This window comes from Streptomyces botrytidirepellens (genome assembly GCF_003721215.1).
In the GTDB taxonomy this organism is placed as follows: Bacteria; Actinomycetota; Actinomycetes; order Streptomycetales; family Streptomycetaceae; genus Streptomyces; species Streptomyces himastatinicus.
In genome coordinates this window covers 1-14,552 of sequence record NZ_RIBZ01000026.1, presented here as the reverse complement: position 1 = coordinate 14,552, position 14,552 = coordinate 1, and the positions used below count along the sequence as shown (strand labels likewise).

At 71.2% G+C, this 14,552-nt stretch carries 11 protein-coding genes and 2 pseudogenes; 5 read left to right on the top strand and 8 right to left on the bottom strand.

Annotated features, from left to right (window positions below; translation table 11 throughout):
* Positions 1-157: 157 nt before the first annotated feature.
* Together EEJ42_RS01435 and EEJ42_RS01430 are read right to left on the bottom strand one after the other, a co-directional pair.
* Positions 158-643, bottom strand: a pseudogene (locus EEJ42_RS01435) (hypothetical protein); the annotation flags it as partial.
* Between the two features lie 362 nt (positions 644-1,005).
* Entirely contained in the window at positions 1,006-1,176 is a 171-nt protein-coding gene (locus tag EEJ42_RS01430; protein WP_184502879.1) for a hypothetical protein, read from the bottom strand.
* Positions 1,177-1,354: 178 nt separating this feature from the next.
* Between EEJ42_RS01430 and EEJ42_RS01425 the strand changes: the two genes are divergently transcribed.
* The 4 genes from EEJ42_RS01425 to EEJ42_RS01410 all read left to right on the top strand — a co-directional run bounded on the left by EEJ42_RS01425 (position 1,355) and on the right by EEJ42_RS01410 (position 7,820).
* Complete coding sequence (locus EEJ42_RS01425) at positions 1,355-2,371, top strand: DUF3048 domain-containing protein (RefSeq protein ID WP_246095954.1); 1,017 nt, start codon at positions 1,355-1,357, stop codon at positions 2,369-2,371.
* A gap of 162 nt (positions 2,372-2,533) precedes the next feature.
* Positions 2,534-4,900, top strand: coding sequence for a glycosyl hydrolase family 95 catalytic domain-containing protein (locus EEJ42_RS01420; RefSeq protein WP_123098217.1), 2,367 nt, complete (start codon positions 2,534-2,536; stop codon positions 4,898-4,900).
* Positions 4,901-5,033: 133 nt separating this feature from the next.
* Positions 5,034-6,680, top strand: a complete 1,647-nt coding sequence (locus tag EEJ42_RS01415) for a bifunctional phosphatase PAP2/diacylglycerol kinase family protein (RefSeq protein WP_123098214.1) — start codon at positions 5,034-5,036, stop codon at positions 6,678-6,680.
* 288 nt (positions 6,681-6,968) lie between these two features.
* Positions 6,969-7,820: a DMT family transporter gene (locus tag EEJ42_RS01410; protein WP_246095953.1), complete on the top strand. Its 852-nt coding sequence runs from the start codon at positions 6,969-6,971 to the stop codon at positions 7,818-7,820.
* Here the strand turns inward: EEJ42_RS01410 and EEJ42_RS01405 are convergent, their stop codons facing one another.
* The 6 genes and pseudogenes from EEJ42_RS01405 to EEJ42_RS54420 all read right to left on the bottom strand — a co-directional run bounded on the left by EEJ42_RS01405 (position 7,821) and on the right by EEJ42_RS54420 (position 13,766).
* The gene (locus EEJ42_RS01405) at positions 7,821-8,660 is read right to left on the bottom strand and encodes a twin-arginine translocation signal domain-containing protein (protein WP_123098213.1); all 840 of its coding nucleotides are present in this window, start codon (positions 8,658-8,660) and stop codon (positions 7,821-7,823) included.
* Positions 8,661-9,809: 1,149 nt separating this feature from the next.
* The gene (locus tag EEJ42_RS01400; RefSeq protein ID WP_246095952.1) at positions 9,810-10,523 is read right to left on the bottom strand and encodes an MFS transporter; all 714 of its coding nucleotides are present in this window, start codon (positions 10,521-10,523) and stop codon (positions 9,810-9,812) included.
* Positions 10,524-10,532: 9 nt separating this feature from the next.
* A pseudogene (locus tag EEJ42_RS01395) lies at positions 10,533-11,488 on the bottom strand (IS481 family transposase).
* 180 nt (positions 11,489-11,668) lie between these two features.
* On the bottom strand, positions 11,669-12,091 hold the full coding sequence (locus EEJ42_RS01390) for a PH domain-containing protein (RefSeq protein ID WP_123098212.1): 423 nt from the start codon (positions 12,089-12,091) through the stop codon (positions 11,669-11,671).
* A 19-nt stretch (positions 12,092-12,110) separates the two neighbouring features.
* The gene (locus EEJ42_RS01385; RefSeq protein ID WP_123098211.1) at positions 12,111-13,103 is read right to left on the bottom strand and encodes an immunity 49 family protein; all 993 of its coding nucleotides are present in this window, start codon (positions 13,101-13,103) and stop codon (positions 12,111-12,113) included.
* 84 nt (positions 13,104-13,187) lie between these two features.
* Positions 13,188-13,766: a transposase gene (locus EEJ42_RS54420; protein WP_123098210.1), complete on the bottom strand. Its 579-nt coding sequence runs from the start codon at positions 13,764-13,766 to the stop codon at positions 13,188-13,190.
* Positions 13,767-13,983: 217 nt separating this feature from the next.
* On the opposite strand from EEJ42_RS54420, the gene EEJ42_RS01375 reads away from it, so the two are divergent.
* Positions 13,984-14,552 (top strand): N-terminal phage integrase SAM-like domain-containing protein (locus EEJ42_RS01375; protein ID WP_246095951.1); only part of this gene is annotated, 569 nt, incomplete at its 3' end.

Here is a 14,552-nt window from a genome sequence, read left to right as displayed (position 1 = left end):
GCCTCGCACAGGACGGCCGGGCCGCGCGCGTTGGCCCCGGCGAGCGCCACCGCGCCGCCGCCGACCGCGCCCGCGCAGTTGATCACGGCGTCGGGGGCGAGGGCACGCAGGGCGTCGGCCGGCTCGGCCGGGTCGGCGGTGGCCACGTCCACGGTCCGGCCCGCTCCAGCGGGACGGCCAGATAGCCATAACTCTCGGTCACGTCAGGGTCGTTGTCCTCGAACGGAACGGTGCCGTCGAGGTAGCCGAACGGACCCGCGGCGCCGGACGGGGTCACCTTCGCGGTACGGCCGTCGAGCGATCCGGCGTACCCGGGGTTCTGCGGGGGGTTGAGGCCGACAGGCGGGCGGGCGTAGGTGTACGCGTCGACCTGGCGGATGCCGAACTTCTTCTCGTACGCGGTGAGCGCGGCCATCTCCGCCGAACCGTCCCCGAACGGATTGTCGCCCGGGACCACGACCGCCTGCTACGTGGCGCGCGGCCGTCCGTTGACGGTGTCGCTGAGGAACGCGGCGTCGATGCGCGACCGCCCGGAGGCGGTCAGGTCGACCGTGGTGTACGGGGTGCCGGAGCCGTCGAGTTCGGCCGTGATGGCGGCGGTCGCGGGACCGTGGTCGTCCAGGACCAGGACCCGCAGGTCGATGACCTATGGTGAACTCCCCCCAGGGGCAGCCGCGCAGGGCGCGCGGCGCCGACCGGTGAATGGCGCGCGTCGGCACACCGATGGCGGCGTGCCGAGGCGAATGAGCGATGAATGGTCCTCAGAAACGCGGCGTCACGCGGCCGGGGCTCCCCTCCCCGACGGCTGATTCCCTCCCCCTGTCGCCGGTTCACGGACAGCGTCGTCCGGACCGGCTGCGCGGCCGAAGCCATTTTTGGTCCGGAACAGGCCCTTCGAATGCTCCTGCTGCACAGCGGGGGTATCACCCCTCGTGGGCCGCGCCGAAATCGGCTGAATGACGGCCGTCCGAATTGTTCCGCAATGAAGCGAATGGGCGGCGCCGCTCAGTCCACACTCTGGAGAATGTGCGGCTCGGCCAAGTCGTCCTCGTAACCGGCGAGGCGGATCGGAGCGGAGCGTGCCCACACCTCCAGACTGCCCACCTCCGGCGGCTCCGCCCGCCGCCCGCCGTTCTCCGCGTGTGACTCGTCGCTCGTGGTCTGCTCGGGGGTCACCGCACACTCCTTCGTGGTCGGCTGAACCGGATCTGTCGTCAGGTTAACGAGCACTTGAAGGCTCCGCCCGTCGATTCCCGAGGACTGGACAAGGAACGAACACCCCGGCCGAATGCTCCGCGCCAAGTGGCCGCAGGTCCCCATCCGTGGTGAGCTGGGACGGGAGGGGGTGGGGCATATGTCCGCCGAACGGATGAGGCCCGGCCCACCGGGCACCCGGCCCGCGAGCCCGCTGTTCGCGGCGCTCGTCGTGCTCGCCCTGCTCGCCCTGCTGGGCGGCTGCCAGGACCAAGGCCAGGGCGGCGGCCGGACCCGGCCCACCGAGCACGCCCGGTCCCCCGCCACCGGGCAGTTCCCCTTCACCGGCCTGTCCGCGAAACCCGCGCCCGTCCTCGCCGTGAAGATCGACAATGCGAGCCAGGCCCGCCCCCAGACCGGCCTCGGCGCGGCCGACATCGTCTACGTCGAGCAGGTGGAGGGCGGGCTGAGCCGTATGCTCGCGGTCTTCTCCAGCCGACTGCCCGCCGAAGTGGGACCGGTGCGCAGCGCCCGCGAGAGCGACCTCGATCTACTGCGCCAGTTCGGACGCCCGGCGCTCGCGTACTCGGGCGTCCAGTCCCGGCTGCGGTCCACCGTGGAGGCCGCGCCGCTGTATCCGCTGCCGCCCGCCACGGCGCCCCGCGCCTATGTCCGCGGTACGGAGCACCCCGCGCCGCACAACCTCTATGTGCGCCCCGAGACCGCGCTGCGCCTCGCCCCGCACGCCTCGGACGCCTCGGACATCGGCTTCCGCTTCGGCGCCGCGCCACCGGGCGGGGAGCCCAAGACGCGGCAGTCGGTGCGCTATCCGTCCGCGGGGTTCACCTTCACCTGGTCCGCCGCGGACAAGCGGTGGCTGGTGGCGATGGACGGCTCCCCCGCCCGCACCACCGACGGCGGACGGCTGGGCGCCGCCACGGTCGTGGTGCAGCACACGACGGTGCGCCCGTCGCGTTTCCACGATGTGCTCGGCAGCGTCACGCCCTTCACCGAGACGGTCGGTTCGGGCAAGGCGGTGGTGCTGCGCGACGGCAAGGCGTACGAGACCCGCTGGTCCCGGCCGGGCGCGGGGGGCGGCACCACCTTCACCACCACGGACGGCGACCGGATGACGTTCGCGCCGGGCCCGGTGTGGGTGGTGTTCACGGCCCGTTGATCCCGTTGATCCGCCGCACCGGGGGCGGCGCCGGAGGCCGGGGAGATCCGAGGTATTGCCCCTTCGGCAGGCTCGTGGCGGCATTTCGACGCACCGTCCCGGGCTGCCCATCCGATGTTTATCGTGCGCGAGGACTTCCGGTTCCTCCGGAAGGGCTGCATCATGCCCAGTGGTTCAGCCCGAGGAACTGGAGGCACGTACGTGACCGCACCCACCAGAAGAACCGTCGTCGGTGGCGCCATGGCCGCCGGAACCATCGGGCTCACCGCGCCGGCCACGGTCGCGCGCGCGGCCTCCGGCGCGGCCCCGGACACCGCCCGGCGGACGTCATCCGACGCGGACCCCTGGACCACCGTCCTCGACGACGCCGACATGGTCTGGCAGAAGATGCCCACGACCTGGTACGAGGGTCCGTACCTCGGCAACGCCCTCCTGGGCTCCGGCATCTACGCCGACCCCGACACCGCCGGGGCCGTCCGCTTCACCATCCAGCACACCGAGGTGCAGGACCACCGCCCCGAGTTCGGCTCCCTCTTCGGGCTCGCCCGGCTTCCGATCGGCCACTTCACCCTGGAGCCGGTCGGCACGATCAAGGCCGTCGACTGGCGGCTGCGGCTGCGCGACGCCGAGTTGACCGGCACGATCACCACCGACCGGGGCACGCTGACCCTGCGCGCGCTGGTCCACAACTCCCGCTCGGTCATGGCCGTCGAGGTCACCCCCACCCCCGGCGAGACGGGGTTCCGCTGGGTGTTCCACCCGGCCGAGGCCATCAGCCCGCGTGTCGCGTTCAAGCCCGTCCCCGACGGCTACACCGGCAACCCCCCGGCCACCGTCGAGGACCACCACGGCATGCGGGCCGCCGTACAGCCCCTGCTCGCGGGCGGGCAGCACGTGACGGCCTGGCGCGAGCGCACCCGCTCCGGCCGCCGCACCCTCCATGTCACCGTCGCGCACTCGCACCCCCGCAGCACCGCCCGCGACCGCGCGCTGAAGGCCGTCCGGGCCGCGTCGGCGCTGCCGTACGACGCGCTGGCGGCCACCCACCGCACCTGGTGGCACGCGTACTACCGCAAGAGCTTCCTCTCCCTCCCCGACGCCCGCCTCCAGCGCTTCTACTGGATCCAGCTCTACAAGGTGGCCTCGGCGGCCCGCGCCGACGCGCCCGTGATGGCCACCTGCGGGCCGTGGCTGGAGCCCACGCCGTGGCCCGCCACCTGGTGGAACCTCAATGTGCAGCTGGAGTACTGGCTGATCCACGGCTCCAACCACCTGGAGCTGGACGCGGTGACCCGCGCCCTCGGCGAGTTCCGCGACAACCTGTCCAACCAGCTGCACACCCCGTACCGCAAGGACTCGGCGGGCATCCCGCGCACCACCGACATGCAGCTGGTCAACGGCGCCTCGGTGACGAACGGCGGCTTCGCCGTCGGCATACCCGGCCAGGATCCGCCCACCCCCGAGGTCGGCAACCTCACCTGGGCGCTGCACAACGTGTGGCTCAGCTACCGCCACACCATGGACATCGCGATCCTGCGGGACGTGGTCTTCCCCCTGCTGCGCAAGGCCGTCGCGTACTACCTCCACTTCCTCACCCCCGGCAGCGACGGCAAGCTGCACCTGCCCGCCACCTTCTCGCCCGAGTACGGGGTGAACGCCCCGGACTGCAACTACGACCTGATGCTGCTGCGCTGGGGCTGTGCCACGCTCCTCGACTCGGCGAAGATCCTCGGCGTCGACGACCCGTCGGCACCGCGCTGGCGGGAGGTGCTCACGAAGCTCACCCCGTACCCGGTCGACGAGAACGGCTTCATGATCGGCGCGGGCGTCCCGTTCGCCAAGTCGCACCGCCACTACTCCCATATGCTCGCCGTCTATCCGCTGTACGAGGTGACCTGGGAGGACCCGGACCAGCGCGAGCTGATCGAGACGTCCCTCAACCACTGGGTCGGCTTCGAAGGCGCGCTCCAGGGCTACACCTTCACCGGCGCCGCCTCGATGTCCGCGCAGATGGGGCGCGGCGAGGACGCGCTGAAGTACCTGGGCGAGCTGATGACCCGCTTCATCCAGCCGAACACCCTGTACAAGGAGTCGGGCCCGGTCATCGAGACCCCGCTGTCGGCCGCGCAGTCGCTGCACGACATGGTGTGCCAGAGCTGGGGCGGGGTGATCCGGGTGTTCCCCGCGCTGCCCGCCGCCTGGCGCGAACTCGTGGTGCACGACTTCCGCACCCAGGGCGCGTTCCTGCTGAGCGCGGCGCGCGAAGGCGGGGTGACCCGCTGGGTGCGGCTGCGCAGCGAGGCGGGCGCGCCCTGCGTCGTACGGCATTCCCTGCCCGGCAGCATCGAGGTGCACGACGAGCACGGGCGGCGGCTGCCGTACGAACACGTCGGCGCCGGGACGATCCGCATCGCGCTGGGCAGGCGGCACGAGGCGGTGATCACGGCGCGCGGCGATCACCCGGACATGCGGGTCCGGCCGGTCGAGCCGAACGAGGCGGCGCCGCGCTGGGGGCTCCCCGCGTCCTGACGCCACGTCACGTGATACGGGGCGGGACCGTACGCGCGTACGGTCCCGCCCCGCACCGCACGGAACCGAGGGGGATGGATCACAGCGCGTGCCGGTGAGGCGTGCCCTGGCCATTCCGGGTTACCCATGAGGCATGGGACCGATCAGTGACATCGACCGGCAGCTGTTCGCGCGGGTCGCGGCCAGCCGGCTGCGCGGCGCTCATCCCCTGCTGCCCCGGCTGAGCCGGGCCGCCGACCACGGCAAGCTGTGGTTCGGCGCGGCCGCCGTGCTCGGGATCGCGGGCGGGCGCACCGCGCGGCGGGCGGCGCTGCGGGGCGTCGGCTCGCTCGCGGCCGCCTCGCTGGCGTCGAACATGGTGGTGAAGTGGACCGTGGAGCGCCGCCGCCCGGTGATGGACGCCGTGCCGCTGGTCCGGCGGCTCCGTCGGCAGCCGTGGACCAGCTCCTTCCCCTCCGGGCACTCCGCTTCCGCGGCCGCCTTCGCGACCGGGGTCGCCATCGAGTCGTCCCGCTACGGCACGCTGGTCGCCCCGCTCGCCGCCGCCGTCGCCGCCTCCCGGGTCTATGTGGGCGTCCACTACCCCAGCGACGTGGTGGCCGGGGTCGCCCTGGGGGCCGGGGCCGCCGCGCTCACCTGCCGCTGGTGGCCGCCGCGCCCGGAGGTCCCGGCGCAGGCCCGGCCGCGGGTCTCGGCGCCCGCCATGCCCAAGGGCGAGGGGCTGGTCGTGGTCGTCAACCACGGTGCGGGCAACGCCGCGGCGGCGGGCGGGTTCACCGACGCCGAGCAGCTCCAACTGCTGCTGCCCGCGGCCGAGATCGTGGAGTGCGGGCCCGACGACGACTTCATGGCGCTGCTCGGCCAGGCCGCCCACCGCGCCACCGAGCGGGCCGGGGCGCTGGGGATCTGCGGCGGGGACGGCAGCGTCAACGCGGCCGCCGCGCTCGCCGCCGAGCGCGGGCTGCCGCTGGCCGTCTTCCCCGGCGGCACCCTCGACCACTTCGCGCTGGACATCGGCGTGCCGAACTTCGAGGACACCGCACACGCGGTGACCGAGGGCGACGCGATCGCCGTGGACCTCGCCCGGGCCACCCCGCTCGCCGGAGGAGCCGAAGGGGCCGAAGGGGCCGAAGGGGCCGAAGGGGCCGAAGGGGCCGAAGGGGCCGAAGGGGCCGAAGGGGCCGAAGGGGCCGAAGGCGACGGCACCAGTCACTTCGTCAACACCTTCAGCCTCGGCTTCTACCCCGAGCTGGTCCGCATCCGCGAAAGCTTGCAGGACCGGCTGGGCAAGTGGCCCGCGGCCGCCGTTGCGCTCGGCCGGGTGCTGCGCACGGCCACCCCCATGGAGATCGAGGTCAACGGGCACCCGCGGCGGCTGTGGGTGCTGTTCGTCGGCAACGGCGGCTACTCCCCCGAGGGGTTCGCGCCCGCGTACCGCCAGCAGCTGGACGACGGGCTGCTCGATGTCCGGGCCATCGACGGGGACCAGCCGCTGGCCCGTACCCGGCTGCTGTTCTCGGCGCTCACCGGCACGCTCGGGCGCTCGCGCGTCTATACGACCCGCCGGATGCGGCAGCTGCGGCTGACCGGCCTGCACGCCCTGGACACCCGCGCCTACGACGGCGAGGTGGCCGCGGAGCCGGCGGAGGCGCTGCTGATCGACAAGCGGCCCGGGGCGCTCACGGTCTACCGGCCCGCCCAGCCGCAGAACGAACTGCTCCAGCGGGCCCGCACAGCAGCCGCCAAGGCGAAATGGTGGCGCGCAGTACTACGCAAGTAGTAGGAGGAAGTCTGTGCTCAAGGACGACGACGGAGTGGGGTCCGACCCTCAAGGATGAGGGCATGGACGATGACGGATCGGCCCAGGGGGCCTCGACGTGACCTCGCTCGCGCTGTCGGTGCTGCTGGCACTGGTCTCCTCGGTGTGCTACGCCGCCGGGGCCATCCTCCAGGAGCATGTCGCGGCGACCACGCCGCCGGGCGCCACCGGTGCACTGCGGCGCGGGAGCTGGTGGACCGCNCGCCGGGCGCCACCGGTGCACTGCGGCGCGGGAGCTGGTGGACCGCGGTGACCCTGAACGGGGCCGGGGCGGTCCTCCATGTGATCGCGCTGGCCTACGGGCCGCTGAGCGTGGTGCAGCCGCTGGGCGCCCTCACCATCGTCTTCGCCCTGCCGATGGCGGCGGTGTTCGTACGGCGCCCGGTCGGCGCGGCCGGATGGCGGGGCGCGGTGCTGGCCACCGCGGGTCTTGCGGGGCTGCTGTCGCTGACCGGTTCGTCGCGGTCCCAGGCGCTGTCGGACGGGGAGCGGTTCACGCTGGCCGTGGTCACGCTCTCCGCCATCGCGGCGCTGGCGCTGGCCGCGCGGTGGCTGCGGCCGGGCGGGCTGCGCGGGGTGCTGCTGGCCATCGCCGCGGGGACCGCCTTCGGCGTCTCCTCGGTGTTCGTCAAGAACGTCGCCGTGGAGGGCATCTGGGGCTCCTGGGCCGACGCGCTGCCCAGCCTCGTCATGATCGGACTGCTGGCCGGGAGCGGGGTGCTGCTGTCCCAGGCGTCGTACCACGGCGCCGGGCTGGCCTCGCCGCTCGCGACGGCCACGGTGGTCAACCCCGTGGTGGCGACGGCCGTGGGCATCGCCATGCTGGGCGAGCACTTCCAGTACGGCACGCCGGGCACGCTGCTGGCGTTGCTCGCGGCGCTGGTGGCGAGCACGGGGCTGGTGATGCTGACGGTGCACGGCGCGGAGACCGGGGCGGACACCGTGCGGCGGCCGGAGGACGACGGTCCCGACGACCGGCCGCCCGGCCCCAGGGCCCCGGAGGCTCCGCCCCGGCTGACCCGCCGGATCCCCCGGCCCCGGCACCCGGCCCGCAGGCGCACCCCCGACCGCGGCGAGGCGGTGCTCCAGACGCACGGATAGTCAGCTGGTGCGGTTCCGGCCGACGTACACGTTCCGGGCCCGGTAGTACGTGTCGCCGCCGGGGCCGGAGGAGCCCGAGGAGCCCTCCATCTGGAGGTTGATGATGAGCCACAGCGGCTTGCCGACGAAACCGGCGCCGCGGTGGACGGCCTTCCAGGTGCCGTCCAAGTAGTAGTGGATGTCCACGTCGGTGGCGTTCACCTTGGTGATCCAGGCGCGGTAGGTGTGCCAGTTCCCGGGGCCCGAGACCCCGACGATCGTGCTGGACACGTCGGAGGAGCTGCGGAAGGTGTTGAACCAGTTGTTGGAGTTGCCCTTGAACTCCAGGATGTCGCTCTCCGGCGGCCAGCTGTTGACCCCCGTCAGCCAGAAGGCGGGCCAGGTCCCGGCCGCGCTCGGCGCCTGGAACTCGCCCTTGACCTCGTAGTCGGGGAACTGGTCGGTCACCACGATCTGGTTCTTCGCGTGCACCGCGCCCGAGTGGTAGCGGATCGGCAGGTGCGGGGACGAGCCGCTGGTGCCCTCGTCCCAGGTGATGCGGGTGGCCTTCAGGGTGAGCACCCCGGAGGCGAGGGTGATGTGGTTGTGGTCGGTGGAGCTGCCGTACATCCGGGCGCTCCCGTTGTGGTCGGAGCCCCACGGGTAGAGGTAGTTCCACTCCGCCTCGAAGGCGCCGTAGCTCCCGAAGGAGCCGTTGATCACGTCTTCCCAGGTCGCCGCCGGTGCGGCGGCGGCCGGGCGGGGCCACCCGACCAGGGCCGCGGCCCCGCCGAGGGCGGCTGCTCCGCCGAGGAATCTCCTGCGTCCGTACGACTCGCCCGGTGCTGACACGCCACGCATGGCCGCCTCCCGAAGTCCGAAACTTCGAACACAAGCAAACAGGAGCCACCACAATCCCGCGGCCCCCAGAAGACGTCAACGGTTCGGGACGGAGCCCGGCGGGGAAAGGTCCGGCGCGGGACGGTGTGTTAACCGGACGGAGAATCAGGGCAACGCAGTCACCTGCGAAAACACGCCCAGTGGGAGAGTCCGCCCCTCCCTAAGACCCTCCCCATGCTCCAGGGCCCCGCCGAGTCTCTGATCGTGGACGCCAGCGGGCCCCGCGAAGCCCGTGTCAGCCCTGGATACCCCGTGAAAGCTTCGCCACCGCTACTGCCAACGGCAGCACCCACCGGCCCCCTTGATCACGTCCACCATTTGGACACAGACCGTGACGCCTGTCACAGATTCCCTGCGGTGGGTCGTAATCAGACCTTTCCGTAAAGGGCTTCTCCAGAATTCGAGAGCCCGAGCTACATCGGCCCGGAGGCAGGCGATCAAGACGATATACATGCTGCACCAGGCCCAATAGCATTCCTGATAAGCCCTCATGGAGCTCTTTCCCTGTAACGTCACCCGGTCCGGGAATATCAGCGACCACGGAAACCGAAATTTTGGCCCACCACCATACGCTCCTACGCGATGCCAGGAACTGCCCTACTACTGAGCAGTCGCCCATGGATTTACATCGCCTCTCTCCAGTTCCAAGGCTGCCCACAGCCGTATCGCTGTCTCGCACCGCGGCGCTCTACGGCCAGGTCATCGAGCACGGCCCCCTCCAGGCATACGCTCACGGTGCGCTCGCGTTCCTGGCCTACTGGGGCGGTCGCCCATCTGAAGCCGTTCGGCTCGTACACACTGCGCAGCGGTTCGGGGGACTCTGTGACACCGCCCGCACCCGCCTGTCCGTGATCGAGGGCCGCGCGTACGGGCACCTGGGGAACCCGGCCGGAGCAGAACGTGCTGTGCGAAGCGCCCTCGAACAGCAGACCGGGGCCCGAGACGAGCTTCACGACGACATCGGCGGTGAGTTCGGGTTCCCGGACGACCGCGTTGCCATGAGCAACGCCACGACCTACTTGCTGCTGCGCAACTCTGAGGGGGCAGAGGCAGCCGCACACAGCGCCCTGCACCTCTTGGGCAATAGGCCCGAAGACCAGCGCCCTCTACTCATCGCGACCCAAGCGTCGGTGGATCTCGCCCGCGCCCGGCTCCTGCGCGGTGAACTCGACGGGGCCTGCGAGGCTCTGGGCCCCGTCTTCGAAGTGCCCACGGTTTGGCGCGGCGCGGGGACGCTGGAGCGTCTGGCCGCTGTTCGCTCTGGGCTAGCCAGCTGAGTGCGAGCGCCGAGGCCGCGAACGTCACCGCGTCGATCAAGAACAGCGTCTCCGCCGAGATGAACGCCAGCAGCAGCGCGGCCGTCCCCGGCCCCAGCACCCACGTGAACCGGCCCGTCAGATCCATGAGGCCGTTCACCGGCTGGACCTGGTCCTTCTCGACAAGTTCCGGCGTCAGGGCCGCCCGGTTCGGCTCCGTGATCGCATCAGCCGTGCCGATCAGCACGATGACGACCATGACCCCCGGCAAGCCGATCGAGTCCCACAGCCACGGCATCGCACCCACCACCGCGACCTGCGCGGCATCCACGACCGCCAGCGCGCGGAACGACGCAAAACGAGAGAGCACTCGTCTACCGAAGGCACCGATGAGAATGTGCGGGATCGACTCGATCATGGCGACCACGCCCATGGCGACGGCACCGGCCCGGTCCCAGACCGTCCACATCAACGCCAAGGTGAAGAAGCGGTCCCCGAAGACAGACAGTGTCTCGGCCAACCACAAGATCAGAACGGGCCGCTGCCTGAGCAGCCGCAGATAACTCACAGCGAGACCCTAGATGTGTTGTCCGGAGAGGTTGGTGATGCGGCTGGCTGGGGTGTGGCCGCTGATTCCGGTGTGGGGTCGGTGGTAGTTGTACCAGTCCAGCCAGTCGGGGAACGCGGCCTGGCGTTCGGTTTCTGAGGTGTAGGGCAGCTGGTAGGCCCATTCATCGAGCAGGGTGCGGTGGAAGCGCTCGACCTTGCCGTTGGCCTGCGGTCGCCAGGGGCGGGTCCAGCGTGGGCTGATACCCAGGTCATGGCAGGTCTGCCGCCAGGTGTTCTTGGTGTAGGCCCAGGCGTTGTCGGTCAGCACGCGCTCGACGGTGACGCCGTGGGCGGCGAACCATGCGGTGGCGCGGGTGAGGAAGCCGGCGCAGGTGGGGGCCCCCTCTCGTCGGGCAGGTTCTCGGTGTAGGCCAGGCGGGAGTGGTCATCCAGGGCGGTGTGCAGGAAGGCGTAGCCGGTCCGGCCCTTGTTCTTGCGGGCGACTGCGCGTCCGAGGGCTTTGTGGCCGCCGCCGTCGGGGATCCGGCCGAGTTTCTTGACGTCGATGTGGACCAGTTCGCCCGGTTGGGAGCGTTCGTAGCGGCGGACGGGTTCGCCGGTGGCCCGGTCCAGCGTGGTCAGCGGTGGTTGGCCGTGGCGTTGGAGGATGCGGTGAGCGGTGGAGGCGGCGACGCCGACGCGGGCCGCCAGCCGCAGCGGGCCGATCTGGTGTTCACGGCGCATCCGCAGCACCCGCTCCTCCACACCGGCGGGTGTCCGGCGTGGTGAGTGGTGGGGGCGGCTGGAGCGGTCGTGCAGGCCCGCTGCCCCGTGGCGGCGGTAGCGTCCGGCCCAGCGGGCTGCGGTGGTGTGGCTGACCTGGAACCGTTCGGCCGCCCGCCGCAGGGGCCAGCCGTCCTCGACGACACACCGGGCCAGACGCAGCCTGCCGGTCGGAGTCAGCGGGGCGTTACGGTGGATCAACGAGGGCCTCCTGGGCGTCGGCGGTAGATGTCGCAATCCACACCGAAACCAGAGGCCCTCGCCTCGTTCAAACACCCCTCACGGCGCGTCGCCCGTCACCAACGTGCCGGGACAGCACAGCTAGGCCGTGTCTTTCGGATCATCGCGAAAGACACGGACTGAGGCCCGGCGCTTGCGGGGCTATCGGGGTCGCAGGGCGTGGAGATCTGGCAGATGGCGTTCGCCGACGTGGGGCAGGGTGGTCCTCCGTCCTTGGCTGTCGCACAGACGTACGCGCTGCCTCGGTGGGGACGAGTCCGTCTCCACGACGATGTCCTGGATGTCGGGCCAGGCCCACTTCCGCACCCGCACCACCCCGACCACGGCGATCCCGCTTGCCCGCACCACCGTGCGGGCGCGCCACAGGGACAGGGCCCACACGCCGTCGACGATGGTCAGAACTCCTATCAGGATCGCGGCGACCCAGCCCGGCAGGTCGTTGATGACCACCTCGAGCACCCCGCACGCCAGCATCAGCGCGATGAGCGCGAGCACTTTCAGCCGCGCGCGTCTGTCGGCGCGGTACTCCCGTAATATCACATCCGTCACGCCCGTCACACCCATGCCCCGCCCTCCGGGTGGCCTACTTGGCGGCCCAGTAGCCCAAGTTGTTCCGGTTCCCCTCCGCCGCCCGGCGCGGCGCGTCCGGTGATCCCAGCAGACCGTACGGCAGATACCCGGACTGGACACCGAGTTCCCACCCGTGGACCTGGACGGCGAGGCAGGCCAGGGCGAGAGTGCCGAGGGGAAGGAGGGACCGGGGCGCGGGATCACCGGCATCGGCCTCGACGCTCTCCCGGTACGCGACCAGCCGGGCGACGAGGGCGTCCTCGAAGGCGTGCTGGTCGTCGTCGAGGAGTACGCGGAGCAGCCGCTGGTCCGCGCTCAGCGCGTCGCCGACCTCGTCGAGCCGCCGGGCGGCCGCCGCGCGCTCCCCGGCGTCGGGCTTGCGCAGCGGAACCGTTGGCCAGTCGCGGGGCAGATGCCCGGCCGCCTCGGTGAGATAGGGGCACAGGGCGTCCATGGCGGCGAGGTCGGCGGGGTCGGAGACGGAGGTGTACCGGTTGTAGGGCACGCCGTCACGGATGGCGGGCGCGTAGTCGCCGCGCAGCAGCAGCCCGGTGACTCGCTCCCAGTCCCACACATGCCCGCTGACGACACACGTCTCGAACATGTCGAGCCAGGTCCGCGCGGTGGGCGCCTCCTTGACGACGTCCCGGAAGGTGATGGGCCCGTCCCCGAACTCGTCGTCGTCCGGGTCCGTGCTGATCCGCTCCCCGACGAGGGGAAACCGGAGTTCCTGGTCCCCGTTCGGGAAGCACATGATGCTCAGCACTCCGTGCACACACTCCGCGGCGGTGGCGGCGACCGTGCGGGCCGCGGCGTCGAGCCCCGGCTCCGTCACCGATCGCGCGGCGACATGGTCGAGCAGTTCGTCCGCCATGGCCCGGATCAGCGTCGGCGAGATGCTGCCGTACCGCAGCGAGTGCCACCGCGTGTAGGCCCGCCCGTCGATGTCGTCGAGCGCCTCGGCCAACCGCTGCTCGTCAACCTGATGGCATGTCACGTCCTGCACGTGCCCCGTCCCTTCATGAACTCCACGACTGGACGGAGCACGTTATCAACGGGCACTGACAGCATTAGAGCGTTTTCTTTCGGATCACCTCGCCGGCCAGATGAAGATGGCGGCGATGTGGAGTCCGGCGAGGTAGATGGCGGCGGTCTTGTCGTATCGAGTGGCCAGACCGCGCCATTGCTTGAGCTTGTTGATACATCGCTCAACGGCGTTGCGCTGCTTGTACGTCTCGCGGCCGAACGCCTCCTTCGCGACGGCCGGATCAGACTCCTCCCCCTGAGGACCCGGCAGTGCGGGCACGGCCAGTCGACGACGGCAGCTTGACGGGTGATGCGGAGCGCGGTTTCGACCCGGGTGGCGGCTGCGGCGGCGACGCTGGTGATACGGGCTGCTCGGCCCGACCCGAGCGGAAGGATTGGCCCGGGGACGCTTTCCAGCCGGGCGGCGAGCCAGGCGGCGGCGTAGAAGGCGCGGCGGGTGCCGGGGTAGCGCCAGCGGCGGGGCGGAGGCGAGCTGGTCGCGGCGGGCGATCTGACGGCCCGCCGCCGCTCGCTCGGGCGGCATCAGCTCGTCGAGCGCGGCCTGGTGGTCGGCCTGCTGCCGTGCGGGCGGGGCGGTACTGGTCGCGCCAGCGGCGGCGCGGCGCAGGAGTTCGTCCAGCATCCCGGCTGTCCCGGGGATACCGCGCACGATGCGCCGCTGGGCACTCGAGATCTTCGACGCTTGGCACACTATTTTTCTTTACCGCGCCGGTAGATCTCCGCACTTGTCGCCCCGCCAAGGGATCGCCGCAGGTCAGAAAGGCTACAGATGCCGTTGTGGTCGCATGTGGTCGCAGAATCGCCCGGGCCGTGCGCGACAATGGGCATAGTGGTTCAATGTGCAACTTTTGGAAGCGATCACCATGCGCTCCGCCACCGCTCGCGGGCGCGTCTACCGCCGGTGCGGCTGCCGGGACCAGCGGGACAAGCAGCTCGGCTCACGCTGCCCACGGCTCCCCGACGAGCCTGATCACGGCACCTGGACCTTTGCCGTCGATCTCCCCTCCCCCGCTCATCGCCGTCGTACCGTTCGCCGCGGCGGCTTTCCCACGCAGAACGATGCCTCGGAGGCTCTGCGGCGGCTGGTCGCCAGCGACGGCGACGGGTTCTTCGCCGATCCGAACCAAACGGTCGGCGACTACCTGACTGCCTGGCTCCAGGCCAAGGCCATGACGCTGAAACCGACCACCATGGCCCGCTACCACGCCTACGTCCAGGCCGACCTCATCCCCGCCCTCGGACACATCAAGCTCGACGACCTCGGCTACGCACACATCGCCGCCTTCGTACGGAACCAGTTCGCACACGGCCGCGGGCCGGTCACCGTTCACCGGATCCTGGCCACCCTCTCCAGCGCCCTCGGCGAAGCCGTCAAACACCACCGCCTCGACCGCAACCCCGCCCGGCC

Bases quoted from the DNA above. Each gene is read 5' to 3' on its own strand.
- EEJ42_RS01425 (WP_246095954.1), top strand. From the start codon at position 1,355: ATGTCCGCCGAACGGATGAGGCCCGGCCCACCGGGCACCCGGCCCGCG.
- EEJ42_RS01390 (WP_123098212.1), bottom strand. From the start codon at position 12,091: ATGGGTGTGACGGGCGTGACGGATGTGATATTACGGGAGTACCGCGCC.
- EEJ42_RS01420 (WP_123098217.1), top strand. From the start codon at position 2,534: ATGCCCAGTGGTTCAGCCCGAGGAACTGGAGGCACGTACGTGACCGCA.
- EEJ42_RS01405 (WP_123098213.1), bottom strand. From the start codon at position 8,660: ATGCGTGGCGTGTCAGCACCGGGCGAGTCGTACGGACGCAGGAGATTC.
- EEJ42_RS54420 (WP_123098210.1), bottom strand. From the start codon at position 13,766: ATGCTGGACGAACTCCTGCGCCGCGCCGCCGCTGGCGCGACCAGTACC.
- EEJ42_RS01415 (WP_123098214.1), top strand. From the start codon at position 5,034: ATGGGACCGATCAGTGACATCGACCGGCAGCTGTTCGCGCGGGTCGCG.